Source organism: Cupriavidus sp. Agwp_2 (assembly GCF_040784895.1).
Taxonomy (GTDB): Bacteria; Pseudomonadota; Gammaproteobacteria; order Burkholderiales; family Burkholderiaceae; genus Cupriavidus.
The window spans coordinates 719,845-744,172 of record NZ_CP088084.1 but is presented as its reverse complement, the minus strand read 5'-3'; the positions used below and the strand labels follow the sequence as shown (position 1 = coordinate 744,172).

25 protein-coding genes are annotated in these 24,328 nt (G+C 66.7%); 6 read left to right on the top strand and 19 right to left on the bottom strand.

The window, feature by feature from the left end; genetic code table 11:
* Positions 1-26: 26 nt before the first annotated feature.
* Both LPA45_RS21155 and LPA45_RS21150 read right to left on the bottom strand, forming a co-directional pair.
* The gene (locus LPA45_RS21155; RefSeq protein ID WP_317925347.1) at positions 27-1,691 is read right to left on the bottom strand and encodes a hypothetical protein; all 1,665 of its coding nucleotides are present in this window, start codon (positions 1,689-1,691) and stop codon (positions 27-29) included.
* A gap of 205 nt (positions 1,692-1,896) precedes the next feature.
* The gene (locus tag LPA45_RS21150) at positions 1,897-2,601 is read right to left on the bottom strand and encodes a Crp/Fnr family transcriptional regulator (RefSeq protein ID WP_116321134.1); all 705 of its coding nucleotides are present in this window, start codon (positions 2,599-2,601) and stop codon (positions 1,897-1,899) included.
* Positions 2,602-2,757: 156 nt separating this feature from the next.
* On the opposite strand from LPA45_RS21150, the gene LPA45_RS21145 reads away from it, so the two are divergent.
* A complete protein-coding gene (locus LPA45_RS21145) occupies positions 2,758-4,392 on the top strand; it encodes an acyl-CoA synthetase (protein WP_317925348.1) in 1,635 nt (544 codons plus the stop codon).
* Between the two features lie 19 nt (positions 4,393-4,411).
* Here LPA45_RS21145 and LPA45_RS21140 read toward each other — a convergent pair whose 3' ends face one another.
* From LPA45_RS21140 to LPA45_RS21130, 3 genes are all read right to left on the bottom strand, one after another.
* Positions 4,412-4,684 (bottom strand): hypothetical protein, encoded by a 273-nt coding sequence (locus LPA45_RS21140; protein ID WP_116321132.1) that lies wholly within the window; start codon positions 4,682-4,684, stop codon positions 4,412-4,414.
* Between the two features lie 14 nt (positions 4,685-4,698).
* Entirely contained in the window at positions 4,699-4,977 is a 279-nt protein-coding gene (locus tag LPA45_RS21135) for a hypothetical protein (RefSeq protein WP_116321131.1), read from the bottom strand.
* Positions 4,978-5,245: 268 nt separating this feature from the next.
* Entirely contained in the window at positions 5,246-5,494 is a 249-nt protein-coding gene (locus tag LPA45_RS21130; RefSeq protein WP_116321130.1) for a hypothetical protein, read from the bottom strand.
* 178 nt (positions 5,495-5,672) lie between these two features.
* On the opposite strand from LPA45_RS21130, the gene LPA45_RS21125 reads away from it, so the two are divergent.
* A complete protein-coding gene (locus LPA45_RS21125; protein WP_317925350.1) occupies positions 5,673-6,794 on the top strand; it encodes an AGE family epimerase/isomerase in 1,122 nt (373 codons plus the stop codon).
* A gap of 88 nt (positions 6,795-6,882) precedes the next feature.
* Here the strand turns inward: LPA45_RS21125 and LPA45_RS21120 are convergent, their stop codons facing one another.
* From LPA45_RS21120 to LPA45_RS21100, 5 genes are all read right to left on the bottom strand, one after another.
* The gene (locus LPA45_RS21120) at positions 6,883-7,089 is read right to left on the bottom strand and encodes a hypothetical protein (protein ID WP_116321128.1); all 207 of its coding nucleotides are present in this window, start codon (positions 7,087-7,089) and stop codon (positions 6,883-6,885) included.
* 180 nt (positions 7,090-7,269) lie between these two features.
* Positions 7,270-7,638 (bottom strand): hypothetical protein, encoded by a 369-nt coding sequence (locus tag LPA45_RS21115; RefSeq protein ID WP_116321127.1) that lies wholly within the window; start codon positions 7,636-7,638, stop codon positions 7,270-7,272.
* Positions 7,639-7,705: 67 nt separating this feature from the next.
* Positions 7,706-8,389 (bottom strand): alpha/beta hydrolase, encoded by a 684-nt coding sequence (locus LPA45_RS21110; protein ID WP_317925351.1) that lies wholly within the window; start codon positions 8,387-8,389, stop codon positions 7,706-7,708.
* 145 nt (positions 8,390-8,534) lie between these two features.
* Positions 8,535-8,834 carry a hypothetical protein gene (locus LPA45_RS21105; RefSeq protein ID WP_116321125.1) on the bottom strand — a complete coding sequence of 100 codons (300 nt, stop codon included), beginning with the start codon at positions 8,832-8,834 and terminating at the stop codon, positions 8,535-8,537.
* A gap of 177 nt (positions 8,835-9,011) precedes the next feature.
* Complete coding sequence (locus LPA45_RS21100; RefSeq protein ID WP_317925353.1) at positions 9,012-10,046, bottom strand: alpha/beta hydrolase; 1,035 nt, start codon at positions 10,044-10,046, stop codon at positions 9,012-9,014.
* A gap of 364 nt (positions 10,047-10,410) precedes the next feature.
* Between LPA45_RS21100 and LPA45_RS21095 the strand changes: the two genes are divergently transcribed.
* The 4 genes from LPA45_RS21095 to LPA45_RS21080 all read left to right on the top strand — a co-directional run bounded on the left by LPA45_RS21095 (position 10,411) and on the right by LPA45_RS21080 (position 13,633).
* Entirely contained in the window at positions 10,411-10,839 is a 429-nt protein-coding gene (locus LPA45_RS21095; protein ID WP_116321123.1) for a hypothetical protein, read from the top strand.
* A 266-nt stretch (positions 10,840-11,105) separates the two neighbouring features.
* Positions 11,106-11,672 (top strand): TetR/AcrR family transcriptional regulator, encoded by a 567-nt coding sequence (locus tag LPA45_RS21090; RefSeq protein ID WP_116321122.1) that lies wholly within the window; start codon positions 11,106-11,108, stop codon positions 11,670-11,672.
* A 422-nt stretch (positions 11,673-12,094) separates the two neighbouring features.
* Entirely contained in the window at positions 12,095-12,829 is a 735-nt protein-coding gene (locus LPA45_RS21085; RefSeq protein WP_116321121.1) for a copper resistance protein CopQ, read from the top strand.
* A 216-nt stretch (positions 12,830-13,045) separates the two neighbouring features.
* Positions 13,046-13,633, top strand: a complete 588-nt coding sequence (locus LPA45_RS21080) for a TetR/AcrR family transcriptional regulator (RefSeq protein WP_317924640.1) — start codon at positions 13,046-13,048, stop codon at positions 13,631-13,633.
* Here the strand turns inward: LPA45_RS21080 and LPA45_RS21075 are convergent.
* From LPA45_RS21075 to cydB, 9 genes are all read right to left on the bottom strand, one after another.
* Positions 13,619-14,371: an alpha/beta fold hydrolase gene (locus LPA45_RS21075; RefSeq protein WP_116321119.1), complete on the bottom strand. Its 753-nt coding sequence runs from the start codon at positions 14,369-14,371 to the stop codon at positions 13,619-13,621. The genes LPA45_RS21080 and LPA45_RS21075 overlap by 15 nt on opposite strands.
* A 16-nt stretch (positions 14,372-14,387) precedes the next feature.
* A complete protein-coding gene (locus tag LPA45_RS21070) occupies positions 14,388-15,413 on the bottom strand; it encodes a M14 family zinc carboxypeptidase (RefSeq protein ID WP_317924641.1) in 1,026 nt (341 codons plus the stop codon).
* Positions 15,410-16,297, bottom strand: a complete 888-nt coding sequence (locus LPA45_RS21065; protein ID WP_116321220.1) for a LysR substrate-binding domain-containing protein — start codon at positions 16,295-16,297, stop codon at positions 15,410-15,412. Before LPA45_RS21065 ends, LPA45_RS21070 begins: the two co-directional genes overlap by 4 nt.
* A gap of 207 nt (positions 16,298-16,504) precedes the next feature.
* Entirely contained in the window at positions 16,505-18,181 is a 1,677-nt protein-coding gene (locus tag LPA45_RS21060; protein WP_317924644.1) for a hypothetical protein, read from the bottom strand.
* 219 nt (positions 18,182-18,400) lie between these two features.
* Entirely contained in the window at positions 18,401-20,554 is a 2,154-nt protein-coding gene (locus LPA45_RS21055; RefSeq protein ID WP_317924646.1) for a phosphocholine-specific phospholipase C, read from the bottom strand.
* 83 nt (positions 20,555-20,637) lie between these two features.
* Entirely contained in the window at positions 20,638-20,826 is a 189-nt protein-coding gene (locus LPA45_RS21050; protein WP_116321115.1) for a hypothetical protein, read from the bottom strand.
* Positions 20,827-20,900: 74 nt separating this feature from the next.
* Positions 20,901-22,955 carry a LamG-like jellyroll fold domain-containing protein gene (locus LPA45_RS21045; RefSeq protein ID WP_317924649.1) on the bottom strand — a complete coding sequence of 685 codons (2,055 nt, stop codon included), beginning with the start codon at positions 22,953-22,955 and terminating at the stop codon, positions 20,901-20,903.
* A 237-nt stretch (positions 22,956-23,192) separates the two neighbouring features.
* Entirely contained in the window at positions 23,193-23,321 is a 129-nt protein-coding gene (locus tag LPA45_RS21040) for a DUF2474 domain-containing protein (protein WP_116321113.1), read from the bottom strand.
* Positions 23,321-24,328, bottom strand: a complete 1,008-nt coding sequence (gene cydB / locus LPA45_RS21035; RefSeq protein ID WP_317924652.1) for a cytochrome d ubiquinol oxidase subunit II — start codon at positions 24,326-24,328, stop codon at positions 23,321-23,323. The genes LPA45_RS21040 and cydB overlap by 1 nt, the downstream gene beginning before the upstream one ends.

The following is a 24,328-nucleotide window of genomic DNA, read 5'->3' as shown; positions in this document are numbered from 1 at the left end:
TTTGTCCGGATTCGCCATGCAGTCAATTACGGACGATTGACCGAGATGCTGTAGAAGTTGGCGTTGTTCACGCCGATCGACACGTTCACGCCGGTGTTGCCCAGCACCATCGCGATCGACTCGGATGCGGCGGTGCTCGGTTCGCGATAGCGCAGGCCAGGCGCCGGGACGTTTTGCTTCCAGCTGTCCAGGCGGCCGTCTTCGACGCGCTTGCGGGTATAGATGCCGGTTTGCGTGTCGGCCGATTCCACCACCGTGCTCCACTTCTCCGTACCGGTGAAGTTCAGCACAGGCGTGCCACCGCCCAGGGGCGGCAGGTACATCACCGCGTTATCCCAATAGGCGTTGCTGGTGCCGACTACCGGCAGCGCGCGGTCGGCCTGCTTGTTGAAGACCATGAAACCGTCTTCATGCGGGATTACCGCCATCACCTGGCCGTCGGTGCCCTTGAACGTGTAGACGGGCTGCGCGGTGGCATAGAGGTCGTTGAAGCCGAAGATGCCGTTGCCGATTGCGGAGAAGGTCGGCAGCTCGGCTGCCGGCCAGCTTTCGCAGCTGTTGAGGCCCGTGCAGTCGGCGCCCGCGGTCGCCTTGCCGGCGGCATCCAGGCTCAGCGTGACGCGGCTCGGCTTGAGCGGCGAGCCGGCGTCCTCGCGCTCGTAGCCAAGGCCGTTCCAGTTGCCGGCGAGGTCGGCCAGGGTCAGGGACTGGGCAGGAATCAGCATGCCCACCGCCACGCTGCTCGTGGCCACTGCCGGTACAACCAGGCCAACGCCGGACTTCGACATCAGCACAGTCGACGCACTGCCGCCTGACGCCACGGTGAAGCGGCAGGCTTCGGCGGCATCCGGGGTCAGCGTCAGCGACGGGCCGGAGGTCGCATCGGCGCCGAAGCTGGACTTCTGGGTGATCGTCAGCGCGCTGGCGTCGACCTCGGCAATCGTGCCGGACGGATAGCTCAGGCCCACCAGGTGGTACTTGCCCGTGCGCAGCCCCGCGCAGCTAGCCGCCGCCGGTTGCAGCGCAGTCTGGACCGCCGTTGCGCCCGCATTGGAAGCCACCGCCGAAGACAGCTCGTCGAGCGTGGTCTTCGACGATTCCAGCCGCTCGCCGAGCTGGTCGAGCAGCTTGTCCTGCGCGTTGCCCGCAGTGTTGCCGTTGGCCGCCACCAGCGCGCCCTTGAGCGGGTCGACGCCGGTCAGGTCGACCACGCCGGTCAGCACCAGCTTCACTGCCTCGGTGGCCGTGCTCAGGCCGCTGGGGGTCAGCCTGGCTTGGGCGCTGGCGTCGAACTGGTTGAAGAAGGCGTCGGTGTCGCCCTGTGCCAGCGAGGCGGTGATCAGCTCGGTCAGCGGCGTGATGTTGGCCGTGGCGGTGGTGCCGCTGCCGGCTTCCACGACCGAATGCAGCGTGGTGCCGTCCGGCGTCGTGACGCTCAGCACGCACGGGCGCGTGGCGTTCGGGATATCGATGGTGAAGGTGCCGTCCGCCGCGGTGGTGGCGGTGCCGCTGCCCGATGCGCACTTGGCCTGCACGCTGGCATTGCCCAGCGCTGCACCCACTGCGGCGGTGCCGCTGATCTTGGTGGTGGCCGGCGCCGAAGCCGCCGGAGCCTGGCTATCTCCTCCACCGCCGCATGCCGTCAGCACTGCAGCAGCCAGACCCGTCAGAAACAAGTTTGTGGTTTTCATCCCTGTATTTGCTTTGTGTGATGCTAGTTATGGCAGGGATTGCGCTGGTCGACCCGTGGCTCATGCGAGCCCTGCCAACAGGGTGGCTGGCCCGCCCTGCGGGCGCGAGTGTGCGCGAACGGCGGGGTGCAAGGTAACCCGTGTTCTGGTGATTGACACACAAATAAGACATGTGGCTGGCAGCCGGCGCCGCCAACCTCGGCGGCTACAGCTCTGACAGCCCGTAGCTGCGCAACCGCGGCAGGTCGGTCACGCGGATGCTCTGGTAGGACAGGTGAACCATGCCGGCCTCGGCCAGCCGGCGCAGCGCCTGGTTGACGCGTTGCCGTGACAGCCCGGTAAGCAGGCCAATTTCTTCCTGCGACAGCTCCAGCACGGGGCTGGTGCGCGGATACAGGTCGGGATGGAACAACTGTGCGATCGCCTGCGCCACGCGCGCATCGGCACCGAGCAGGCGGTCGTTCTGCACCGTGGCGATGAACTGGCCCATGCGCTCGTTGAGCTGGCGTACGACAAAGCTTGCAAACGGCAGGCTCTGCGCCAGCAGCGTGTTGAAGACCGGCTCGGGCACCAGCAGCACCTGCGAATCGCGGATGGCGATCACGTCGTAGCGGCGGTCTTCGCGCTTGATCACGCTGCCTTCGCCGCACCAGCCGCCGGCCGGCACGCCGGAAAAAGTGCAGCCGCGCCCGTCCGGCGTGTACACCGCCAGCTTGATCAGGCCGCTGTCGACCCCGATCCAGTAGCGCGATGGCTCGCCGCGCCGGGCAATGAAGGCGCCCGCGGCAAAGGCCTGCAGCAGCGTTTCGCGCGCGGCCAGCGCCTGGTGTTCAGCCGCCAGCGCGGCGTACCACGCATGGCTGGCCAGCGTGCTTTCCGGGGCGCGGGCAGGGTTCTGGGATGCGGTCATGACATCGGCGCGAGCGGCTGCGCGGCACTTTGTAAGATTTGCGTAAGCCTTGGCTGGCGCGGGTTTGCGGGGAGTTTGTCATCCGGACGACAGTGCGCCGGGCGTGTGCGATGATAGCCTTGCCCCAGAAAAAGTGCGACAAGCGGAGACACAGCAATGCCAACTGATTTCGACAGCGGCCTGGCCCGCAATGCGGCCAATTTCGTACCGCTCACTCCCATCGACTTCCTGGTCCGCGCCGCCGAGGTGTACGGCGACCGCCTGGCCATCGTGCACGGTCCGGTGCGCCAGAACTGGCGCGACACCTATGCGCGCGCGCGCCGCATGGCCAGCGCGCTGGCGCGTGCCGGCGTCGGCAAGGGCGACACCGTGGCCGCGCTGCTGCCCAACACGCCGGCCATGGTCGAGGCGCATTTCGGCGTGCCGATGGCGGGCGCCGTGCTCAATGCGCTCAACATCCGGCTCGATGCCGCCAACCTGGTCTTCATGCTGCGCCATGGCGAGGCGCGCGTGCTGCTCGCCGATACCGAGTTTGCCGACCTTGCGCGGCAGGTTGCGCTGGAAATTCCCGGGCTCAAGGTGATCGCGGTCCATGATGCGCTGGGCCCGCAGGCCGAGCCTTTCGGCGAAACCGACTACGAATCCTTCCTGGCTGCAGGCGACCCGGCCTACGCATGGCGCATGCCCGCCGACGAGTGGGAAGCGATCGCACTGAACTACACCTCCGGCACCACCGGCGATCCCAAGGGCGTGGTCTATCACCATCGCGGCGCGGCCATCAACGCGATCTCCAACATCCTGGAATGGGACCTGCCCAAGCATCCGGTCTACCTGTGGACGCTGCCGATGTTCCACTGCAATGGCTGGTGCTTTCCGTGGACCATCGCGGCGCGCGCGGGCGTCAACGTCTGCCTGCGCAAGTTCGAACCCGGCCTTGTCTTCGAGCTGATGCGCGCGGAAGGCGTGACGCACTACTGTGCCGCGCCGATCGTGCATACCGCGCTGGTCAACGCGCCCGCATCGTGGCGCGAGGGTGTGCGCGGCCCGGTGCGCGGCATGGTCGCCGGCGCGCCGCCCCCGGCAGCGGTGCTCGCGCAGATGGAGGCGATGGGCTTCGAACTCACGCACGTATACGGCCTGACCGAGGTCTATGGCCCGGCCGCGGTCTGTGCCGAGCAGGATGACTGGCGTGCGCTGTCGGAACAGGACCGCGCCGTGCGCAAGGCGCGCCAGGGCGTGCGCTATCACCTGCAGTCGCAGGTGGCCGTGCTCGACCCCGACTCGATGCAGCCCGTGCCCGCCGACGGCGAGACCATCGGCGAGATCATGTTCCGCGGCAATATCTGCATGAAGGGCTACCTGAAGAACGAGAAGGCCACGCGCGAGGCCTTCGCCGGCGGCTGGTTCCATACCGGCGACCTCGGTGTGTGCATGCCCGACGGCTATATCAAGATCAAGGACCGCAGCAAGGACATCATCATTTCCGGCGGCGAGAACATCTCCAGCGTGGAAGTGGAAGATGCGCTCTATCGCCATCCCGCGGTGCTTGCCGCGGCGGTGGTGGCGCAGCCTGATGCCAAGTGGGGCGAGACGCCGTGCGCCTTTGTCGAGTTGAAGGACGGTGCCAATGCTACCGCGGAGGATCTGATCGCGCATTGCCGCACGCTGCTGGCCGGCTTCAAGGTGCCCAGGGCGGTGTACTTCGGGCCGCTGCCCAAGACCTCGACCGGCAAGATCCAGAAGTTCGAGTTGCGCCGCAAGGTGAAGTCGGACTCCGCCATCGATGTCTGAACGCGGCGGTTGCCAGGGCCTAGGGCTGCACGGCTTCCTCGGCATCGCGCAGGCCGGCGATATAGGAGTCGATGGCTTCGCGGCCCCACGCCATGCCCGCGCGCGTGGCATCGCTGGCACAGCCAAAGCGCATCTGCATCACGGGGCACGGCCATGGCAGCCGCGCGCCGTGATGCCAGACCTCGGCACGCAGCGTCCACCAGCCGTCGTGCTGGCTGCCATAGCGCAGCGCCGCGACATGGATGCGATAGCCGCGGTAGCTGGCGTTCTCGTCATGGCATCCGCTGGGCATGCGCTATCGGGCGTTCAGCGTGCCCGTGTTTCGTGCGGACTTCCATGGATGCGTGGGCGATGCCAGTCCTGGGCAAGGTCCGGAAACACCTCGCATTCGCCACGCACGATGTTCTCGATGGTGGCGCACACGCATTCGGTACCGCGCGGCCCCACGCACACCAGGCTGCGCGGATGATCCGTGTGCTGCGGAATGGCATAGACGCGCATGCCCTCCTGGTACAACGGATGCTTGCTCAGGCGCTCGTTCATCAGCTCGACGAAGCGCTGCGGAGAGACGACCGGCTTTTCCATTTCATGCTCCTGCGGCCCTGCCCACCCCACCGATGGCAAGCGCGGCGAGGCGACCAGGTCAGTTAAGGCCAGGAAGATGACAGGCAGGTGGCAGGGAACCACCCGGGCCGCGGGACGGCCAGGGCGTGGCCGGAACGGAGAATCGCGGGCAAACAGCCAGCCCGCGTTGCCACTGCCACGATTCCAGACTAGGACATGCGTGGCAGCGCGCAAGGATTCGTGCCGCCCATACGCCCGCGCCTGCACATGGCAGCGCGGGCGGCGGGCTTCAGGTGGTGCGCAGTTCGCTCGCGGAGCGCGGGCCATCCAGCATGCCATTGCCGGCGGCCCAGCAGGCTGCCTCGGCCTCGGCATGCGAACCGTAAGTGGAGGGCGCTTCGACGGTGCAGTCGGCGTCCGCCGCGCCGCACAGTTCTTCCATGATGATGCGCCAGGTGTACTGGCCGGATGGCTCCTCCAGCACGTGCAGTACCAGCGTGCGGTGATGGTCCGAAAGCGTAAGGGGCAGGGTCGACATTGGCGCCTCCCGTAGGCAGGTGGGACGCATTGATGCTAGCAACTGCAAGCGCCCGGTGCCATCAGAGAATTGCAACCGCGGCATGGCAAGATAAGCGTGCCGCGGCTTCCCCCGCTGCACCGAATCCAGTAACCTTCTGCGCCTGACGCCACGTGCCGCCTGCTTCTCGCCACCGATCATGCAAAATTCGCCCGCGCTCAACCAACAGGTCGCCGCCCTGACGGCTCACTACGACGCCACGGTGTTGCCGCTGTGGACCGCCAGCGGCTGGAATGCCGGCCTGTTCCTGCCCTATGAGGCCCTTGACGGCGCCACGGCCACGGCGCTGCCGGCGGCACGCTACCGCGCCATGGCATGCGCGCGGCAGCTTTATGCATTTTCGGTGGCGGGCCAGCATGCGCATGCCGATACGCTGTTCGGCTCGCTGCAGGCGTATTTCGGCGACGGGGCGGGTGGCTGGATCTACAGCGTCGGCCCGGACGGCTCGCCACTGGACACCACGCGCGACCTCTATACGCATGCCTTCGTGGTCTTTGCATGCGCCAGCTACCACGCGCTGCGCGGCAATCCCGATGCACTGGAGGTGCTCGACGAAACCGTCGACATCGTCGAAGACCGCTTCGCCGAAGGTGGCGGGCTCTACCACGCCGCGCTCAGCGAGCACTTCCGCCCGAAAGGCGCAGGCGTGTTGCAGAACCCCGTGATGCACCTCACCGAGGCCTACCTGGCAGCGCTCGATGCCACCGGCGACGAATGGTATGCCGAACGCCTGCGTGAAATCGCGATGGCGGTGTACGAGCGCTTCGTCGATCCGGCCACGGGTTGCATTGCAGAACTGCCGCAGGGCACTGCGGACAACCGCATCGAACCGGGCCACCAGTTCGAATGGTTCTCGCTGGTCGCAAGCCGGCCGCAACTGTTCGGCGACTTGCCGCTGGAAGGCGCGCTGCGCCAGGCCTTCGACTTTGCGCAACGCCACGGTGTCACGCCTGGCACGCTGGGCGTCGGCGCGGCGCTGGATGCGCGTGGCGGGTTGCTGGACGGCACCCAGCGCATCTGGGCGCAGACCGAGTATGCACGCGCACTGGCGCTGCATGGACAATCCGAGTCGCTGGCCACGCTGGAAGCCTGGGCCGGGCAGTTCCGCAGCCGCTTCCTGCATGCGCAGGGTTGGCACGAATGCCTGGCACCGTCCGGCGACGTGGTGCGCGCCGAGATGCCGTCGACTTCGCCGTACCACCTGGCAACGTCCTACCTGGCGCTGGCACAAGTCGCCGGTGTGCCCTGGCCGACCAGATAACGCGACGCAATCGTTATCAATTCTTTGCAGTCGCGGCCGGGGGGCGCAAATAGACTCAAGCCCGCGCTCCGCCCGTGCCTTGTCCTTCTTAACTACCTGGTCGTCGTTCTGAAGTCGCGGGCCGGGGCGCATCCGCCGGCGATGATGGCTGCGCGCCTACGCGGACTTCCATCTGCCGTACCCTGGTGGCGGCGCGGGTTTCTGCGTGGTCATCGAGGATCAGGCAAAGCAGCGTCAGCAACGTCGCTGCGATCATGCTCAGCGCGATCCAGGCGAGGCAGTGCTTGCGTTCCATGGCGGAATGGATAGGGCATTATGGGAGCGCGCAGTGTAAGCGCCCGTCCGCAAAGCGATTGTCAACCTTTGCAAACGTAGCGCTTAGGCCATGTCTGGACACTTTGGGCCAATCGCTCCCTTCCACCAATTTGGCGTTTTCGCCAGTTCCGGCAATGCTGGCGAGAGTGGCGTATCAGCTTTATTCGGTCACGCCATGCTCGCGCAGCAGCCGTTCGCATTCATCGAGCATGTCGTGCGCAAAGGCTGACTGGTAATTGGGATCGAGCGCTTCCATCATTTCATGCGCGGCATACAGGCCCGCTTCGCGCGACAGCGTCTCGGCCAGCTGGCGTGCGAACTGGTCGCTGAGTTCGGACAGCAGGCGCCGCTCGGACAGCGGCAGCTGCAGCCGCGAACGCGACAGCCACTCGCCCGCGAGCGTCGCGCCCTGCGCGTCCGTCATCCACTGGCGGTGCTCGTAATAGGCCGACAGGCGCTCGGCGGCCAGCGCGAACAGCAGCGCCTTGCGGGTGTTGAAGTCGATGCGGGGCAGTGGGGCGAGGCTCATGGGTACGGCTTGCTGCCCGGCGCAAGGCCTGCAGCGATCTTGTCAGGGTGTCAGCGTTTTGGTGAGGTCAGGCAGCGGCAGGGCCGAAGCGTTCCGCCAGCCATGCGCCGATGGCAACGATTTCTTCCAGGCAGACCGAATGCCCCATCGGGTAGGTCTGCCATGTCAGCGGATGCTCGCGCGCCTGGATAAAGTCGCGTGCGGCAACACCCAGCTGCAACGACACCACATCGTCCTGGGTGCCGTGCGCGGCAAACACCGGCGTGGCGGCATTCGCCGTGCTGGCCTGCGCCGCCAGCGCGGCGGGCGCGGGAATATAGGTGGATAGCGCCACGATGCCGGCAAGCGGTTCGGGATGCGTCAGGCCCGCGGTGTACGCGATGGCCCCGCCTTGCGAAAACCCGGCCAGCACGATGCGGTGGCAGGGGATGCCGCGCGCATTCTCGCGCGCGACCAGCGCACGGATGGCGTTGCACGAGGCCTGGATGCCGGCCTCATCGGCACGGCGGCCTGCCTCATCGAGGGAGTAAATGTCATACCATGCCGGCATGACATAACCGCCGTTGCAGGTCACGGGAATCGCCGGCGCGTGCGGGAAAATAAAACGCACGCCAGGTGAGGCGGGCAGCCGCAATTCCGGCGCCACGGGGGCGAAGTCACTGCCGTCGGCACCCAGCCCGTGCATCCAGATCACGGCGCAGCGGGGATCGGGCGCGGTTTCGATTTCAATGGCAGGCAGCAGTTCGCTCATGGGCAGGTTCCTGTGTGACGGCGTGCCCGCGCGCCGGTGGGCGCGGCAGGCAGCGCGAGTATCGCACAGGTCAGGCCCGCTGATGGCGCAAGCAGCCGCAAGCCGCCCTGCGCCCGCTACGCGGGCAGGGCGGCGTACTGCCCGCTCAGGCAGCCGACGGAACGATCGGCACAGTAGTCAGGCCCGGCGCGCGCGCACTGTGCGCGGCGGCAGGCAACTCCGGCATTGCAGGCATGGCGGCGCGGCGCTTGTCCACCACGTCTTCCACGCCCTTGGCCGAGACATCTTCCAGGAACGCGACCATGTCGCGGTAGTAGGCCACCTGCATCTGCGCCTCCAGCATCCGCCGTTCGGCCTGGAATAGCGTCAGCCTCATGTCTTGCAGTTCCCTTTCGGCGATTTTTTCCGGGGTCGGCGGACTGAACAAGTTTGCAAGCCAACGCATGGCAGAACCTCCAGTGCTGTCAAAGCGAAATTGCGATGCTTGTGCGACGAGGACAAATATAGACAAGAAATCGACAAAAGGCCTCTTGGCCACTTTGCCGTGGCGCCTCGCCCACAAGGATGATTGCCGCTGGCGGAAGTCTGCGGTAGATTGTCCGGCGACTTCGTGGCGCCCCCCTCACTGCTTGCCTGGCACGCGCATCGAACCGCTGTTTTCGCGGGGATTTTCGTGCAAATTTTCGTGCAAATGCCCGCCCTGGCTGCCTTCCCTGCCTGCTTCCACCACGTCCACGCGCGCGCCGGTTTCGACTAGCGTGCCGCTGTCCATATCCTGCACGTAACGCACGATCGGCGCCCAGAATGCGGCGAGATGATCCGGCGCGATGGCCGCTCCATGCGGCATGGCGTCGTGCATGACCAATCGATGCAAGTGCCGCGCGGCAGCGGCCACGCGCTCTGCATGGCCGTGCGCGAACACGGCATCGGCACGGCTGTGCACCACCAGCAGCGGGCGTTCGAGGCGGCTGGCGCGCGCGACATTGTCCCAGGGATCGGGCAGCAACCACGCGGCCCATGCCGGCACGCGGCCGGTCTGGACCGCGGCGCGGCGCGCCGAACTGAAGCCGGCGGCGATGACGTAGCCATCGGGCTGCGGCGCGAAGAGCCGTGCCACATCCAGCAGGATGCCCGAGCCCAGCGAATGGCCCAATACCACGCGGCGCGACGCCGCGGGCGCGGCCGCAAGAAACTGCCGGTACGCAGTGATGGCGTCCTGGCGCAGGTGGCGCACGGAAGGGCGTCCGCTGCTGCGGCCATAGCCGCTGTAATCGAACACGAATGAAGCAATGCCGGACTCCACCAGCATGGCCTGTACCGGCAGCCAGTCGGCCAGGGTTTCGTTGTCGCCATGGCAGACCATCAGCGCGGGCGCGTCGGGCCACGCGGCGGGAACGAAGCGGGCATGCAGCTCGCGATCGCCGCTGGCGAACGTGGTATGCCGCACAGGCATGGATGACCACGGCACAGGAATCTCGGTGCTTGTTTCATCCATTCGCGTGACAAATGCATTGCGCTCCACCGCACGAAACAGTAGGTGGCGTGCAACTCCGGCGGCCAGCGCGACCCCGGCCGCCACGGCGAGCCAGCGCAGCGTGCCTGGCGCCGCCGGCGTGGGCGAGGGTGCGACGGGGTCGGGATGCGAAGTCTCGAACATGAGATAAGGGCGTGCCGTGGTGAGGGGCCTGTGTATTCAGGCTAGCAGGCGACTGTGAACATGTGAAGAAACGTCCATCCCGGGCAAGGGAATTGTCGGGCTGGGCCGATCGGCTATCGCGCCAATAGAAAAGTTTTACCTTGACTATCTACCTAGTAGTAGATAGCATTCTCTCCATGGAACCGCTGCACCGCCAGCAACAAGCAGGAAGGGCGGAGAAGTGGCGATCCCATTGCAATACCGCTAGGCGGTCTTTTTTTAACACAGGCTCTCTATCTACTAGTAGATGCGAGTCATGAAAGAGACCCCAGGAAGCCACTGACACCGATAGACGCGATCCGAAACATCGCCCCAGGAGCCCATCATGACCAAGTTTGCCAAGACTCTGATCACCGCCGCTACTCTTGCCGCCGCCTTCGCCGGTGGTGCCGCCCATGCTGCTGGCGTGCAGGACAGCAGCTTTGCCGGTGACAAGTACGGTTACCAGTTCCGCGTCGGCAAGACCGACGCCTTCACCGACGGTGCCCGCACCGGCAAGTTCGATCCGTTCACTGAAGGCGCCCGTACTGGCCAGTTCGACGTGTTCACCGAAGGCGCGCGTGTCGGCAAGACCGATCCCTACACCGAAGGCTTCCGCACGGTAGCGGGCCTGGACCGTAGCGGTGTGTCGTCCGAGCCGTCGCGCAGCATCGATCCGTACACGGACGGCGCGCGCGTTGGCAAGTTCGATCCGTACACCGACGGCAGGCGCGTGGGCAAGTTCGATCCGTACACCGACGGCGCGCGGGCCTGATCGCTGCCGGCCAGCGGGCCGGCGGCTTCACCACTTTTACGGCAAGCGGCCACTGAGGCCGCTGCCCGATGGAGTCCATCATGAGTTTGCGTGACAGCATCCTGCTGCTTGGCGGATGGCTGGTACTTTGCGTGACGAGTGGCTCGATGATCACCTTCGCCGCGCAGGTCTTGCCTGGCTAAAGCCGATGCCTCGGCGCTAGGGGATTACCCGGCGCCGGGGCATTTCAACTTGAGCGCCTATCTTCGCGTAGATAAACTGCTTTCATGAAAACGCAATCCGTACGCGAGCAGTTGCTCGAGCACACCCTTGTCCTGATCCGCCGCCGCGGCTTCAACGGCTTCAGCTATCGCGACCTGGCCGAGTTGGTGGGGGTAAAAACCTCCAGCATCCACTATTACTTCCCGACCAAGGACGACCTCGTCCTCGAGGCGGTGAAGGAATACAGCGCGCGCCTGAGCGAGCACCTGCGCGCCATCGACACCAAACTGCCGGTGACCGAGCAGGCCGCGATCTACCTGGCGCCGTTCCGCAACAGCTGCGGCTCTGACCAGATCTGCCTGTGCGGCATGCTGTCGACGGAGACCCTGTGCCTGCCTGAATCCGTGCACAAGCTGCTGCAGGGCTTCTACCAGATGCACGAGCAGTGGCTGACGGGGCTGCTGGAGCGGGCGCAGCCGCTGCGCAGCACGCCGTTCCCGGTGCCGCCGCCGCGGCTGGCGCAGGTCGTGTTTGGTTCGCTGCAAAGCGGCTTGATCGCGGCGCGCCTGTTTGGCACGTCCGACCGGGTCGAGGCTGCGGCCGATACGCTGATGGCAGCGGTGGCCGGCTAAGGATTTCATGTCGTATTTTTCGCGCAGTCAGTGGCGCGTCCGGAGCCGTCGTGTGGCGAAAGCTGCCCGACGGCTCTTTTCATTGACGAGGCACGACGTCGCATCGCGCTGCTCCATTCTTCCGTAACTCCTTGCAAATCAATGACTTGACTGCTGGATCCCGTTTCACTATCGGCCCGATAGAAATATTCTTCCTTGACTATCTACCTAGTAGTAGATAGTATTTGACTCATGGAAGCGCCGCAGCGCCAGCAGCAAGCAAGAAAGCAGGGCCCAGCGACGATCCCATTGCATGACCGGAGGCGGTCATTTTTTCAGGACCGGTTATCTATCTACTAGTAGATAACCGGCCCGGAAGAAAAAGCCGCAAGCCACTGACACCGATATACGCAATCCGAAACATCGCCCCCCAGGAGCCCATCATGACCAAGTTCGCCAAGACCCTGATCACCGCCGCTACCCTTGCTGCCGCCTTCGCCGGTGGCGCCGCCCACGCCGCAGGCGTGCAGGACAGCAGCTTTGCCGGTGACAAGTACGGCTACCAGTTCCGCGTCGGCAAGGCCGATGCCTTCACCGACGGTGCCCGCACCGGCAAGTTCGATCCGTTCACCGAAGGCGCCCGTGCCGGCAAGTTCGACCCGTTCACCGAAGGTGCGCGCGTCGGCAAGGCCGACCCCTACACCGACGGTGCCCGCATCGTCGCCGGCCTCGACCGCAGCGGTGTCTCGGCTTCTCCGGCACGCAGCGTCGACCCGTACACCGATGGCGCGCGCGTCGGCAAGCCTGATCCGTACACCGACGGCGCCCGCACCGTAGCCGGCCTGGACCGCAGCGGTGTCTCGGCTTCTCCGGCACGCAGCATCGACCCGTACACCGATGGCGCACGCGTCGGCAAGGCTGATCCGTACACCGACGGCGCCCGCACCGTAGCCGGCCTCGACCGCAGCGGTGTCTCGGCTTCTCCGGCACGCAGCATCGACCCGTACACCGATGGCGCACGCGTCGGCAAGGCTGATCCGTACACCGACGGTGCCCGCATCGTCGCCGGCCTGGATCGCAGCGGTGTCTCGGCTTCTCCGGCACGCAGCGTTGACCCGTACACCGATGGCGCACGTGTCGGCAAGGCTGACCCCTACACCGACGGCGCGCTCGCCTGAGGCAAGCGTCTGAAAAGCGGCCGGTAATTCGCCGGCCCCCTGTAACCGCCGGGCCGCCAGCGCGGCCCGGTACTTGGAGTCGATCATGCGTTGGCGTGACACTGCGCTGATTCTGGGCGGATGGGTAGGGCTTTGCCTTGTGAGCGGGTCTCTCATCACGCTCGTCGCACGCGCGACGGCCTGAGCCGCGCGGTACCGAAAGAAGGAGCTGAAACAATGAAAACCCGGTCTGTACGCGAAGAGCTGGTCGAACATGCACTGGTGCTAATCCGCCGTCGGGGGTTCAACGGGTTCAGCTACCGCGACCTGGCCGAACTGGTCGGGGTCAAGACCTCGAGCATCCACTACTACTTTCCGACGAAGGACGACCTGGTGCTGGAAGCGGTGCGCGAATACAGCACACGCAAGCAGGCGCGCCTGGACGGCATCGACAGCAGCCTGCCGACGGCCGAGCAGGCACGCCAATACCTGGCGCCGCTGCGAGCCGGCTCCGGCACTGAAGAGGCCTGCCTGGTCGGCATGCTGGCGGCGGATGTGCTGATGCTGCCGGAATCCGTGCGCAGCGCGATGCGCGACTTTGTCCGCCTCAACGAGCAATGGCTCGCGCGGCTGTTCGAGCGCGCGGCGTCGCAGCGGCAGGCGCCTTACCCGGCGTCGCCGCAGCAGTTGGCACAGATCGCATTCGGCGCGCTGCAGAACGGCCTGATCAGTGCGCGGTTGTTCGGCACCACCGAGCGGCTGGATGCCGCCGCCGCAATGCTGGCGAGCCTGATGCCGGCGGAGCAGGCGTTAGCGCTTGCCTGACGCCATCGTGGATACGGCCTCGCACAACCACTTCGGATCGTCGTGGGGCAGGTCGTGGCCGGCCCAGTGGTGCACCAGCACCGGCGCGTCCCAGGCCTGACCGATTTTTGTGGAACAGGCCGGGTCGACCAGCCGGTCCGATGACGACGCGATCAGCAGCACAGGGCAGTGAGGCGCGTTGGCCGGCGCGCAATAGCGCGCCGCGGCCACCAGTTGCGCCAGTGCGGCGCTGCGGCTGACCGGCGCATCGGCGGCAATGGCACGCCAGGCCGCGATGTCGGCCGCGAGCGTATCCGCGCGCGCGCAGGTGATGGCATGGATTGTGCGCTCGCAATAGGCGCGGTCGTGCCAGCGCTGCGCGATGCGCAGCAGCTTGCCCCAGTTGCGCGGCCGCAGCCGCTGCGTCGGCGTGCAGAAGGGCCGCATGCTGGTATTGACCAGCGCCAGTCCGGCGACTTCGTCCGGATAACTGCAGGCCCACTCGGTGGCGACCATAGCGCCCAGCGACATGGCCAGCACGCGGTACGGTCCGCGCGCTCCGGCGGTCGACAGCTGGCGCCGCACCGCGCTGACCATGTCGCGCACGCTCCAGGGCGCGGGCTGCACCGACAGCGCGCCATTGCCCGGCAGGTCGGGCAGCAGCGGCCGGCCCAGCCCGGCTGCTTCCCACTGCGCGGGCAGGTCCCCCCAATGGCGCGTCTCGCGCGTCAGGCCCCGCAGGAATACCCATCGGCTCATGCCATCCTCATCCAGCTCATGGCAACGCTTCCGTCTGCCAGTGCGCGCGCGCCTGCCGGAGCAGCGCCTCGCGCTGCGGCCCGCGCGGCAGCCAGCGTTCCGGCGCAAATGCGACGCGCCCGAGGAAATCGAACAGGCTCACGTGGCGGCGCAGCACGCGCGCGGTGCGGTGCGCCTTGATCGGGTTGAACATCCCCTCGCGCGAGAACAGCTGGCGGGGGTTCTTCTTGATCCACAGCCAGGAGCCCAGTTCCAGCGTCATCGGCAGGAACAGGCTGCCCGACGGCGCAAGGTCATACGCGTGGTCCCACAGGTCGCCATGCAGCAGGTACTGGTGGCTTTGCGGCTCGAAGGTGTAGCCGTGGTGCGGGTGCGCCTGCTCGAACAGGCTCTTGAGCAGGTACATCTCGGCCAGGTGCGCCATCGGCCGGCGCGTGCGCGCGTACGGGAACCAGATGCTGTCGCGCCAGCCGTAGCCGGAGTGGCAATCGACCGCAAAACTGAGCGGACGCGGCAGCAGTTCTTCCTGCACCACACGCAGCAGCGCGCGGCTCTCCAGCTCCATCGGCCCGCCTTCCGGGCCGCGATACCAGGGCAGCCAGGCGCCAACGCGCTGCCCGCCGGCCAGGAACGGCACGCGCGCGTCGGCTTCCTGCGGGCCGTTGCGCATCAGGTCGACGCCGTTGGGATTGGCCCGGGTGCCGGCCCACATGCCGCCGGGATTGACGATCGGCATGAACACCAGCCGCACCGCCTGCAGTTCGCGATGCAGCAACTCGTCCCACGCCAGCCGGCCCAGCACCGAGCGCAGGTAATCCAGCACCAGCTGCGTGCCGATGCGCTCCAGCCCATGGATGCCACCGAAGATGCCGATGGCCGGCGCCTGCGGGTCGCGGCTGCCGAGCGTGGCCACATGCACGCCGAAGCGGTGCCCCTGCACCGTGGTTTCGCACACCACGCGGCAGTCGAGCACATGGCTGCCGCTGTCGAGCAGCGCCAGCAGCTGGTCGTATTCAGGAAAGCCGGCGGCGCGGGCGATCATGCAGCCTGCGGCTCGGCGGCGGCATCGGCCGCCGTCACGCAGGCCAGGAAGGCACCCACCAGACGCGTGCCGTGCCGGCTCTGCAGGCAATAGAGATACTCGTTCAGCACCGGCGCGCCGTGCGCGAACGGCACCACCCGCAGCAGCGGGTCTTGCGGCACTTCGCCCAGCGGCACCACGCTCGCGCCCAGGTTCTGGCGGATCGCTTCGTAGATGGCCTCGCGGCTGCCGATCACGGTATGCCGCGGCAGCTTCTGCGCGCAGGCGGCGAGCGCATCCTCGGTCGCCTTGCGTGTCATCGAGCCGTGCTCGCGCACCAGCAGGTGGCAGCCGTGCAGCTGGGCCAGGTCCACCTGCGGCAGGCGCGCCAGCGCATGGTCCGGATGCACCACCAGCACCATCGGCGCCGAGGCCAGGCGGATGCGCGCAAGGCGGTCGTCTTCCACCGGATGAGACGACACGGCCGCGTCGATGCGGTACTCGAACAAGGCTTCGAGCATCTGCTGCGAGTTGCCGATGTCCAGGCTCACCTCGATCGCCGGATAGCGCTGCCGGAACGCGGCCACCGCGCGCAGGATGTAATAGGGCCCCGTGGCGCCGAGCCGCAGGTTGCCGAAGCGCAGGTCGCCGGCGTTGCGCAGCAGGTAGTCGGCCTGCCCTTCGTGCTGCATCAACTGCTCGACCACCGGCATCAGCGCCAGGCCCACGTCGCTCAGGTCGACCCGGCTGGCGCGGCGGTGGAACAGCTCGACGCCATACGACTCTTCAAGCTGGCGGATGCGGCCGGTGACGGTGGGCTGGCTCACGCGCAGCTGCCTGGCCGCCATGGTGATGCTGCCCTGGCGCGCCACTTCGAAAAAGGTCATCAGCAGGTCGCCGAGCATGGTCATCCGCGTAGAAGTTGGGGGAGGCGGACCGGACAGGTCCGGACGACCGCGCAGTCTAGCGGGGCAATATGACAAAACGGCGACGCCCGGTGAGGCCTGACCGTGTTCAACACCGGGGACCAAGACGTGCGCATGGCCAACGGCGCGGCTGATGTGCATGGCCAGGCCAGTGCGCCGGCGCGGCGGCACCACGGCCGCACGCCACTACACTTCCAACACGCATCGCAGCAAGGGATCGTTGCAATGCTGGTAGATGCCAACGCAAAGCAAGCGCTGCGCCGCGCGGGTGATGCGAGAGGTAATGCGAGATGTGATGCGCGACGTGATCCTGCGTCGCAGGACCCAATAGTTGATAACGGAGTGCTTGCCATCCACCAGCGTACGATCTCCCAAAGCCGACATCGTGTGGATACCATGTGGATTCAGTTGATCTCGTTCCGGGCTGACAGTTCGAATCACCTCCTCTCTATAGAGGGTTGGCGTGCAATGCAGTATTCGATTGACAGCGATCGCCTGCCCATATCCGCTCTTGCATACCTGCGCGACACGCAATAGCTCATCGCCGTCCTTGATGACGGCGCCCGCGGAGCGGGATGACTGGTGATCGATCTTCACCGGATTCTGTGGATGGGCGTGCCATGGCCCGAGAAGATCGGAGGCATAGCACAGGCAAAGGTTGTCGAACGCACCCAGTGATACGTCGGTGTACGCCAGCCAGAAGTATCCCTGGTGCCTGAAGATCGTGGGGTCGGCGACCTCGGTATTGTCAAGGATCACCGCGACCTGCGCCCAGCGCCCGCCTTCGTCGAGCCGGTTCAGCACGCAGCGACGGCTTTGCGCTGATTCCGCGACGCAATACAACGCGCCCTTGTGAGGGAACAGATACGGGTACGACAAGTGCCCCGCCAGCCCGAGGTCGACATGCTCCGGCGGATCCGGCTCGGCAGACCCGTTAAGCTTCAACCTGACAATGCGGCCAACGTTCCGCTTGAGATCGAACTCCTCGCAATAGATCTCATCCTTGCTGCCGGGCACGCCAAACGGGTCAGCCCAATACTGGGTCCCCCTGCGCTTGCCGATCCATCGTACCGGCAAGTGTTGCGAACGCATTGCTTCGGTCAGCCGCATGTCGACGATGCCCACCATCCAGTAGTCGACCAGCAGGCAGCCCCTGAGCAAGCGCAACAGGCGGTTGCTCAGTTCTCGCAATTTCCACATCATCCGTTGCACCAACGTCGCACGCTTGCCGTCTGGCTTCCATGCGGGACGCGGCTGCAGGGTGCCGAGCACAGCAATCTCGCGCGCTGCCGAAAGCAACAAGGTTGCCGCAAAACCGCACAATCGCTGCATCGATACGCGCTCGCCCGGACATGCAAAGGCGCCCGCCTTGTCGATCAGGGTGGTTCCCGCTGACGTGCTCGCAACCAGGTGCAGGTGAATGCCAACGCCCGCCGCTATGGTTTCGAGTCCGTGGTGCTCTTCACCCAGTACTACCCCTTGTCGATCGCAAATGCGCCATACACCCTCGGCGGCATCGCCGTGGCAGTCCGTGCCAAAGTGGCCGGTGAGGTCGACGATTGCAGTGATGTCGCGAACCTGGGGTGCAGCGTCATCGCGACTGGGACGCGCCGAGCCTGCGCAGCTGCCATGTTGCGCTGCAAGCTCCCAGACCAGGGTCTCGCAGATGCCGGACGCCCGCAGCCGATTGACCAACTCGTGCTCCCAGGACGTACCATGGCGTGAGTTGAGCACGAAAACCAGGACGGGGAGCACGGCAGCACCTGGCACTTCGCTCACGCTCCGGGAGCTATCCCTCCTCGGCTCGCGAACCAAAGCAGATTCTGTATGCATCACGTCGCTTTCTGTGGCGATTTCTTGCATGAGAACTCCTTCTTCCCTTGCAGTCAATTGTTGCTCATGCGCTCGCCGCAATCAAAACGCAAACGGGTGGTTGGTCTACCTGTTTTGTGCGCGGCCATACAAAGAATGCCGCCATGACAGCCGCGGGCCGCGTCTAACGCGGCCTCTCTGGAAAGTTGTCTTGTCAAGAAGGCGAGTGCGGCCCGCGTGGAAACTGCGGGGCCGCACCAGGGCCAGGCGTCAGCCGGCCACACCCATCGCCGGATCGGACACGCTGTCCTTGCCGGTCTCGATGCGCCCGGCAAAGCGCCGCGTGAAGCCGCCTTGCGCCGTGGTCACCGTGAAGTCGTACCAGTTGCCCTGCAGGCCCACTGGCCAGTGCTGCTGCAGTTGCTTTCCGGCCGGCACTTCGAAGCTCCATGGGCCGTCATTGCGATAGGCATTGGGCCGGACGGTGAAGGTGGTGGCCGCGCTGCCGGTGTTGATCAGGTCCAGGTAGACTGCCGCGTTGGCGATGTCATAGCAGACGCGGATCTCCGGCGCGCTGGCGCCAGCGGCGCCGGCCGCGGCAACGTCGCCGCTGAAGGCGCGATGGAAGCCGTTCGGTCCCAGTACCCACAGGTCGTACTTGCCGGCATCGCTGGCGAAGACGTCCCAGCTGCCGTGCAGTTCCTTGCCGGGCTCAACCATATAGCGGCGCGGCACGCGGTCCAGGTGCAGGCGGTCATAGACATGGAACACCGCGGCGGCCTTGCCGGTGTTGGCGAACAGCAGCCGCATCACGCGTTCGCGGGCGTCCTCGCGGGCGCTGACATGGAGTTCGTAGGGCAATGCGCGCGACGGACGCGTGCCGCGCTCCTGCGGCGGCAGCGGCTGGCTGCCTGCCGCGGGCAGCGGCACTTGCGGCAGCGCGCCCTGCGCGGTGCGGATCGCGTCGGCACTGACCTTGTCCCGGTTCGGTAGCGACGGCAGCGGATTCGCGTTCGGGCTGATGAAGTTGAACGCCGAGGTCAGGTCCCCCGCCACCGCGCGGCGGAAGCTGCTGATATTGGTCTCGGCGACGCCAAAGCGGGCTTCCAGGAAGCGCAGCACCGAAGTGTGGTCGAACACCTGCGAGCTGACCCAGCCGCCGCGGCTCCAGGGCGACACCACGTACATCGGCACGCGCGGGCCGGGGCCGTAGGGATGCTTGTCGACGTGGTATTCGGGCGCCAGTTCGCCAGCGTCCAGCGTGGTCGCGCCGGCCAGCGTATCGCCGTCGTAGGCGGGGGCGCACGGCGGCGGCACGTGGTCGAAGTAGCCGTCGTTCTCGTCGAAGTTGATCAGCAGTACGGTCTTGCTCCAGATGGCGGGGTTGGCGGTGAGCGCGTTGAGCACCTCCTGCGTATACCACGCGCCCTGCACCGGGCTGGACGGCCCGGGATGCTCCGAATAGGTGGCCGGAGCCACGATCCACGACACCTGCGGCAGCGTGCCGGCGGCAACGTCGTCGCGCAGTGCCTGCAGGAAGCCGCCGTCCGGCATGGTGTTGGCCACGCCCCTGAGCAGCGGGCTGATGGCGTCGTCGGCGCTGGTATACGGGGGGTAGGGGCTGCCGTTGGCGAGGTTGCCGCGTGCCGCGTTGGCGTCGCGGTATTGCTTGAAACCCGCGAGCGGGTTGTCGGTGAAATTGTCCGGCATGTTCTGGTAGACCTTCCAGTTGACGCCGGCCGCGTTCAGCCGCTCAGGGTAGGTGGTCCAGGTGTAGGGCGTGTTCGAGCCGGTGAACGAGTCGCCGCTGTTGTCGATCACCGGGCCCCCTTGCGTGCCGGCCGGATCGTTGGTGCCGGTCCAGTGGAACAGCCGGTTCGGATTGGTGCCGCCGTGGAAGCTGCAGTGGTAGGCATCGCACAGCGTAAAGGCATTGGCCAGCGCCACCTGGAAATCCAGCTCGGCCTCGGTGTAGTAGCCCATCGACTGGGTCTGCTTGTAGGTCGGCCACTTGTTCATGCGGCCCAGGTCCCAGGCGGCTTGCGCATCGGGATAGGAGTGCGGCGTGCCGCTGACGCGCTGCGCATTGCCGGCGCTGCTGTCGAGGTGGTAAGGCAGCACGGTGCGCGTGGTGCCGCCGTTGGTATAAGTCTGCTGCCAGACGTTGAGGCCGCCAGCCAGCGGGATCGGGAAGCGGTCGCCGAAGCCGCGCACGCCGCGCAGCGTGCCGAAGTAGTTGTCGAACGAGCGGTTCTCCTGCATCAGGATGACCACGTGCTCGACGTCGCGGATGGTGCCGGTGGCATTGTTGGCGGGGATCGCCAGCGCGCGGCGGATGGCCGGCGGGAACGCGGCCAGCGCGGCGGTCGCGGCGGCGCTGCTGCCGGCGAGCTTGAGGAAGTTGCGTCTGCTATGCGAATTCATTGGGTTCTGGGCCGGATGGGTTCAGGATAGACGGCGATGCGGGCGGCTGAGCTCGTTGGCCGCAGTCGTTGGCCGCAGTCGGTTCAGGGCGCGCAGCGCAGCTGCGGCGTGACGGCGGGCGGCTGGCCGGGTTCGTTGCCGCCACCGCCTGGGGTGCCGCCCGGTGTGCCGCCTGGCGTGCCGGGGGCCGGGCTGTCGCCGGAGTCGCCGCCGCAGGCGGCAAGCGCCAGGCACAGCAGCAGGGCGGCCAGCGTGGAAGATCGGAGAGTCATGGTGTCGTGCTCCTGCAGGGGGCGGGGCGGCGCTGCGCCCCGGAGAGTTGTCGGCGGTTCAGCGGTTCAGCGGTTCAGGGGTTGAGGCTGGACAGCGGCTGGCGCGCGCCGGTGATGGTCTTCAGCTCGTCGAGCGTCAGCACCCGCGTCCACATCGCCAGGTCGTTGAAGCCCATCACGCCCTTGAGCGCGCCGGGGTTGTTGCCCACGTAGTTGTGCGTGGCGTCGTCGTTCACGCCCCAGCCGGTGCCGAGCCCGGCCAGCTTGGTGACGTCGGTATTGGCGATGGCCTTGTTCTCTGTCTTCTGCAGGCCCAGCACCGGGTCGATGACATAGGCGCTGAAGCGTTTGGCGGCAGCATCGACCGACAGCGCCAGGTAGGCCCACTGGTTGGCCGATACCTTCATGCCGTTGATATCGTCGCGCTTGCCGCCGCTGCCAAGGTTGAAGCGGAGTTCGCAGCTGCCGAACAGGCCGATGGCGATGCCCGGGTTGCTGCCAGAGAAGTAGTTCTTGTTGGCCACTACCGGCGCACCGGTGCCGTTGCCCTGGGTGCAGTCGGTGCGGAACCAGAAGCCGATGGTGAATTGCGGGCTCAGCGCGATATCGGCGCCGTTATGCACCAGCTTGTAGGCGTCGACGTTGGAATCGACCCGCAGCGACTTGCCGGTGAAGTTGTCGTCGGCAAGCGAGCCGCCGTCGGTGCCGGCAACCCATGGGCCGAGCGTGGCGCCGCCCTTGCTGTCGACAAACGGCTTGCTGTCCATGCTGAAGTACGTGGCCAGGCCATCGCGCAGCGTCGCCGCCAGCGTGACGGGTTTGACGTAGTGGATCTGCGCCAGGTACGACACCGGCACGTCGTTGCGCACCAGCGTGTAGTTGAAGCGGTACAGGCCGGTGGGCATGTCGAAGGCGCTGTCGGTAAACTCGCGCGCACCCGGCGCCAGCGAAGCCACTACCACGCCGTCGCGCAGCACGCGCATGGTGCCGAAGGATTCGGTGGGGTTCTGCCAGCTCAGCGTGATGGCGTCGCCGTAGCGGCCCACGCTGGCGCCGATCGCCCGCACGCCGGCGGCGGCCGTCTGCAGCGGTGCGCCGTCGAGCCGGCTGGCTGCCGGATTGGCGGCAACGCCGGCATGCGCGAGCATCGTCGGGACCAGATCGGCCTCGGTCGGCAGCGCCGACAGTTCCGCCGCGGTGATGGGCATGGCTGCGCCGGGCCGGGCCAGCGCGGCGTTCAGCGTCTTGTTGGTGGCGAGGAATGCGGTGCGGTTTTCCACGGTCGGCGCGGCGGTTGTGACGCCGGTGGCATCGAGGCCGTGGCTGGTGGTGACCAGCACCAGCCAGTCTTCGCCCGGCTGCGCCTGGCGGCGCGCGGCGACGGCGGCCAGCAGTTCGCCCACCGCCTTGTCGGTGTCGGCCAGCGCGCGCGCATAGGCGCCACCGCCGAAACCGCCGGTCTCCGCGGCGGCTGCCGGTGCGCTGTACTGGGCAAACACCACGCCATAGCCGGATTGGAGCTGGCGCAGCGCGCTCTGCGTGACGCAGTTGTCCACGCCGATACAGTCGACCAGCGTATCGAGCGCGCCGGCTTCCTGTTCTGCCTTGAGCAGGGCCGGCAGTATCGTCGAGCTGGTCACGGCGCCTTGCTGCAGGCCGGGCTTGCCGGCGTCGCGCAGATGCCGGAAGACGGTGGGCGCCTGCAGCGGCGTGCTGCCGGTGTCGTCGTCGACGCCGTGGCGGTTTACCCAGGTGCCGGTGAGTACCGTGGCCCAGCTGGGCGCGTCCAGCGTCGGCTGTGCGGTGACGGTGCCGGGCGCGCCGCCGGTGGCGGCCGGCACCACATTCAGCTGGGCCAGGTTGGGCAGCTCGCGCCGCAGGATCGCGCCCTGGACTTGCGCGTAGGTGGCACCGTCGATGCCCACCAGCAGCACACGCGGCCCGCTCTGGCCGGCGGGCGCCGGGGCCGTGGTGACGGTGTCGGCCGGTGCGGGCCCGCTGGCCGCGGTGTCATCGCCGCCGCAAGCCGAAAGCGTAGCGGCCAGTGTCGCCGCCAGCGCGCTCAGCATCGCGCCGGCCCGCGCGCGCCCGTTGCCGTGTGCGCCACGCGCTGCATGGTTGCCTGCCATTTGTCATTCCCCTGTCTGTCTGCGTTGTTCTGCGCCGGCGACTGGTGTCGCGTGGCGGATTGCGCTTCCCGCAATGCGCTCGCAGAGTAAGAACCGGGGTTGTCACCGTGGTGACAGAGGGGGAAAGAATGCTGATGGGGCTATTCAGATTCTTGCAGGCATTGCAGACAATGCAGATGTGACAAGGCCGCGCGGAGGCCGGGAACCGCCGCGCGGCATCGGGGAAAAGAGGGGCCGTCAGCTACGGAAGCCGACGCCCTGCATGATGATGCGCAGCACCCACGCCGCCACGCCCAGCGCCGCCACGCTCGCGACCCAGATCAGCACCAGCCAGCCCAGCCGGCGCAGCCATGTCGGCGCGGCCATCAGTGATAGCCCTCGCCGTGGCGGACCTTGCCGCGGAACACGTAGTAGGCCCACACCGTGTACATCAGGATGAAGGGGATGATGAACAGCGCCCCGACCAGCGCAAAGCCCTGGCTCTGCGGCGGCGCGGCGGCGTCCCAGATCGAGATCCCGGGCGGGATGATATTGGGCCAGACGCTGATCGCCAGCCCGCTGTAGCCGAGGAACACCAGCCCCAGCGCATACAGGAACGGCGCCATGTTCGGCTCGTGGCGCAGCGCGCGCATCAGCATCAGCATGCACAGCGCCACCAGGATCGGCACCGGCGAGAACCAGAACAGGTTCGGCAGGCTGAACCAGCGCTCGGCGATTTCCGCGTGCGTCAGCGGCGTCCACAGGCTGATCACCGCGATCACCGCCAGCAGCAGCCACGCCAGCGCCCCAGTCAGCCTGATCATGCGCTGCTGAAGGTCGCCTTCGGTCTTCATGATCAGCCAGGTGCTGCCCAGCACGGTGTACGCCGCCACCAGCCCGACGCCGCAGAACAGCGGGAAGGGCGCCAGCCAGTCCAGCGGACCGCCGGCAAAACGGTGGCCTTCCATCTTGATGCCGTCGATAAAGGCGCCCAGCGCCACGCCCTGGAAGAAGCTGGCGGTGGCAGAGCCGAGGATAAAGGACGCGTCCCACACGGGGCGTTCGCGGTCGTTGGCCTTGAAGCGGAATTCGAACGCCACGCCGCGGAAGATCAGTCCCAGCAGCATCAGCATCAGCGGCAGGTAGAGCGCGCTCAGCACGACCGAGTACGCCAGCGGGAACGCTGCCAGCAGCCCGGCGCCGCCCAGCACCAGCCAGGTTTCATTGCCGTCCCAGACCGGCGCCACCGTGTTCATCATCACGTCGCGGTCATGGCGGTCGGGAACGAACGGAAAGAGCATGCCGATGCCCAGGTCAAAGCCGTCCATCACCACGTACATCATCACGCCAAAAAAGATGATGATGATCCAGAGAAGAGAGAGATCGATGCCCAT

Bases quoted from the DNA above. Each gene is read 5' to 3' on its own strand.
- LPA45_RS21155 (WP_317925347.1), bottom strand. From the start codon at position 1,691: ATGAAAACCACAAACTTGTTTCTGACGGGTCTGGCTGCTGCAGTGCTG.
- LPA45_RS21150 (WP_116321134.1), bottom strand. From the start codon at position 2,601: ATGACCGCATCCCAGAACCCTGCCCGCGCCCCGGAAAGCACGCTGGCC.
- LPA45_RS21145 (WP_317925348.1), top strand. From the start codon at position 2,758: ATGCCAACTGATTTCGACAGCGGCCTGGCCCGCAATGCGGCCAATTTC.
- LPA45_RS21140 (WP_116321132.1), bottom strand. From the start codon at position 4,684: ATGCCCAGCGGATGCCATGACGAGAACGCCAGCTACCGCGGCTATCGC.
- LPA45_RS21135 (WP_116321131.1), bottom strand. From the start codon at position 4,977: ATGGAAAAGCCGGTCGTCTCTCCGCAGCGCTTCGTCGAGCTGATGAAC.
- LPA45_RS21130 (WP_116321130.1), bottom strand. From the start codon at position 5,494: ATGTCGACCCTGCCCCTTACGCTTTCGGACCATCACCGCACGCTGGTA.
- LPA45_RS21125 (WP_317925350.1), top strand. From the start codon at position 5,673: ATGCAAAATTCGCCCGCGCTCAACCAACAGGTCGCCGCCCTGACGGCT.
- LPA45_RS21120 (WP_116321128.1), bottom strand. From the start codon at position 7,089: ATGGAACGCAAGCACTGCCTCGCCTGGATCGCGCTGAGCATGATCGCA.
- LPA45_RS21115 (WP_116321127.1), bottom strand. From the start codon at position 7,638: ATGAGCCTCGCCCCACTGCCCCGCATCGACTTCAACACCCGCAAGGCG.
- LPA45_RS21110 (WP_317925351.1), bottom strand. From the start codon at position 8,389: ATGAGCGAACTGCTGCCTGCCATTGAAATCGAAACCGCGCCCGATCCC.
- LPA45_RS21105 (WP_116321125.1), bottom strand. From the start codon at position 8,834: ATGCGTTGGCTTGCAAACTTGTTCAGTCCGCCGACCCCGGAAAAAATC.
- LPA45_RS21100 (WP_317925353.1), bottom strand. From the start codon at position 10,046: ATGTTCGAGACTTCGCATCCCGACCCCGTCGCACCCTCGCCCACGCCG.
- LPA45_RS21095 (WP_116321123.1), top strand. From the start codon at position 10,411: ATGACCAAGTTTGCCAAGACTCTGATCACCGCCGCTACTCTTGCCGCC.
- LPA45_RS21090 (WP_116321122.1), top strand. From the start codon at position 11,106: ATGAAAACGCAATCCGTACGCGAGCAGTTGCTCGAGCACACCCTTGTC.
- LPA45_RS21085 (WP_116321121.1), top strand. From the start codon at position 12,095: ATGACCAAGTTCGCCAAGACCCTGATCACCGCCGCTACCCTTGCTGCC.
- LPA45_RS21080 (WP_317924640.1), top strand. From the start codon at position 13,046: ATGAAAACCCGGTCTGTACGCGAAGAGCTGGTCGAACATGCACTGGTG.
- LPA45_RS21075 (WP_116321119.1), bottom strand. From the start codon at position 14,371: ATGAGCCGATGGGTATTCCTGCGGGGCCTGACGCGCGAGACGCGCCAT.
- LPA45_RS21070 (WP_317924641.1), bottom strand. From the start codon at position 15,413: ATGATCGCCCGCGCCGCCGGCTTTCCTGAATACGACCAGCTGCTGGCG.
- LPA45_RS21065 (WP_116321220.1), bottom strand. From the start codon at position 16,297: ATGCTCGGCGACCTGCTGATGACCTTTTTCGAAGTGGCGCGCCAGGGC.
- LPA45_RS21060 (WP_317924644.1), bottom strand. From the start codon at position 18,181: ATGCAAGAAATCGCCACAGAAAGCGACGTGATGCATACAGAATCTGCT.
- LPA45_RS21055 (WP_317924646.1), bottom strand. From the start codon at position 20,554: ATGAATTCGCATAGCAGACGCAACTTCCTCAAGCTCGCCGGCAGCAGC.
- LPA45_RS21050 (WP_116321115.1), bottom strand. From the start codon at position 20,826: ATGACTCTCCGATCTTCCACGCTGGCCGCCCTGCTGCTGTGCCTGGCG.
- LPA45_RS21045 (WP_317924649.1), bottom strand. From the start codon at position 22,955: ATGGCAGGCAACCATGCAGCGCGTGGCGCACACGGCAACGGGCGCGCG.
- LPA45_RS21040 (WP_116321113.1), bottom strand. From the start codon at position 23,321: ATGGCCGCGCCGACATGGCTGCGCCGGCTGGGCTGGCTGGTGCTGATC.
- cydB (WP_317924652.1), bottom strand. From the start codon at position 24,328: ATGGGCATCGATCTCTCTCTTCTCTGGATCATCATCATCTTTTTTGGC.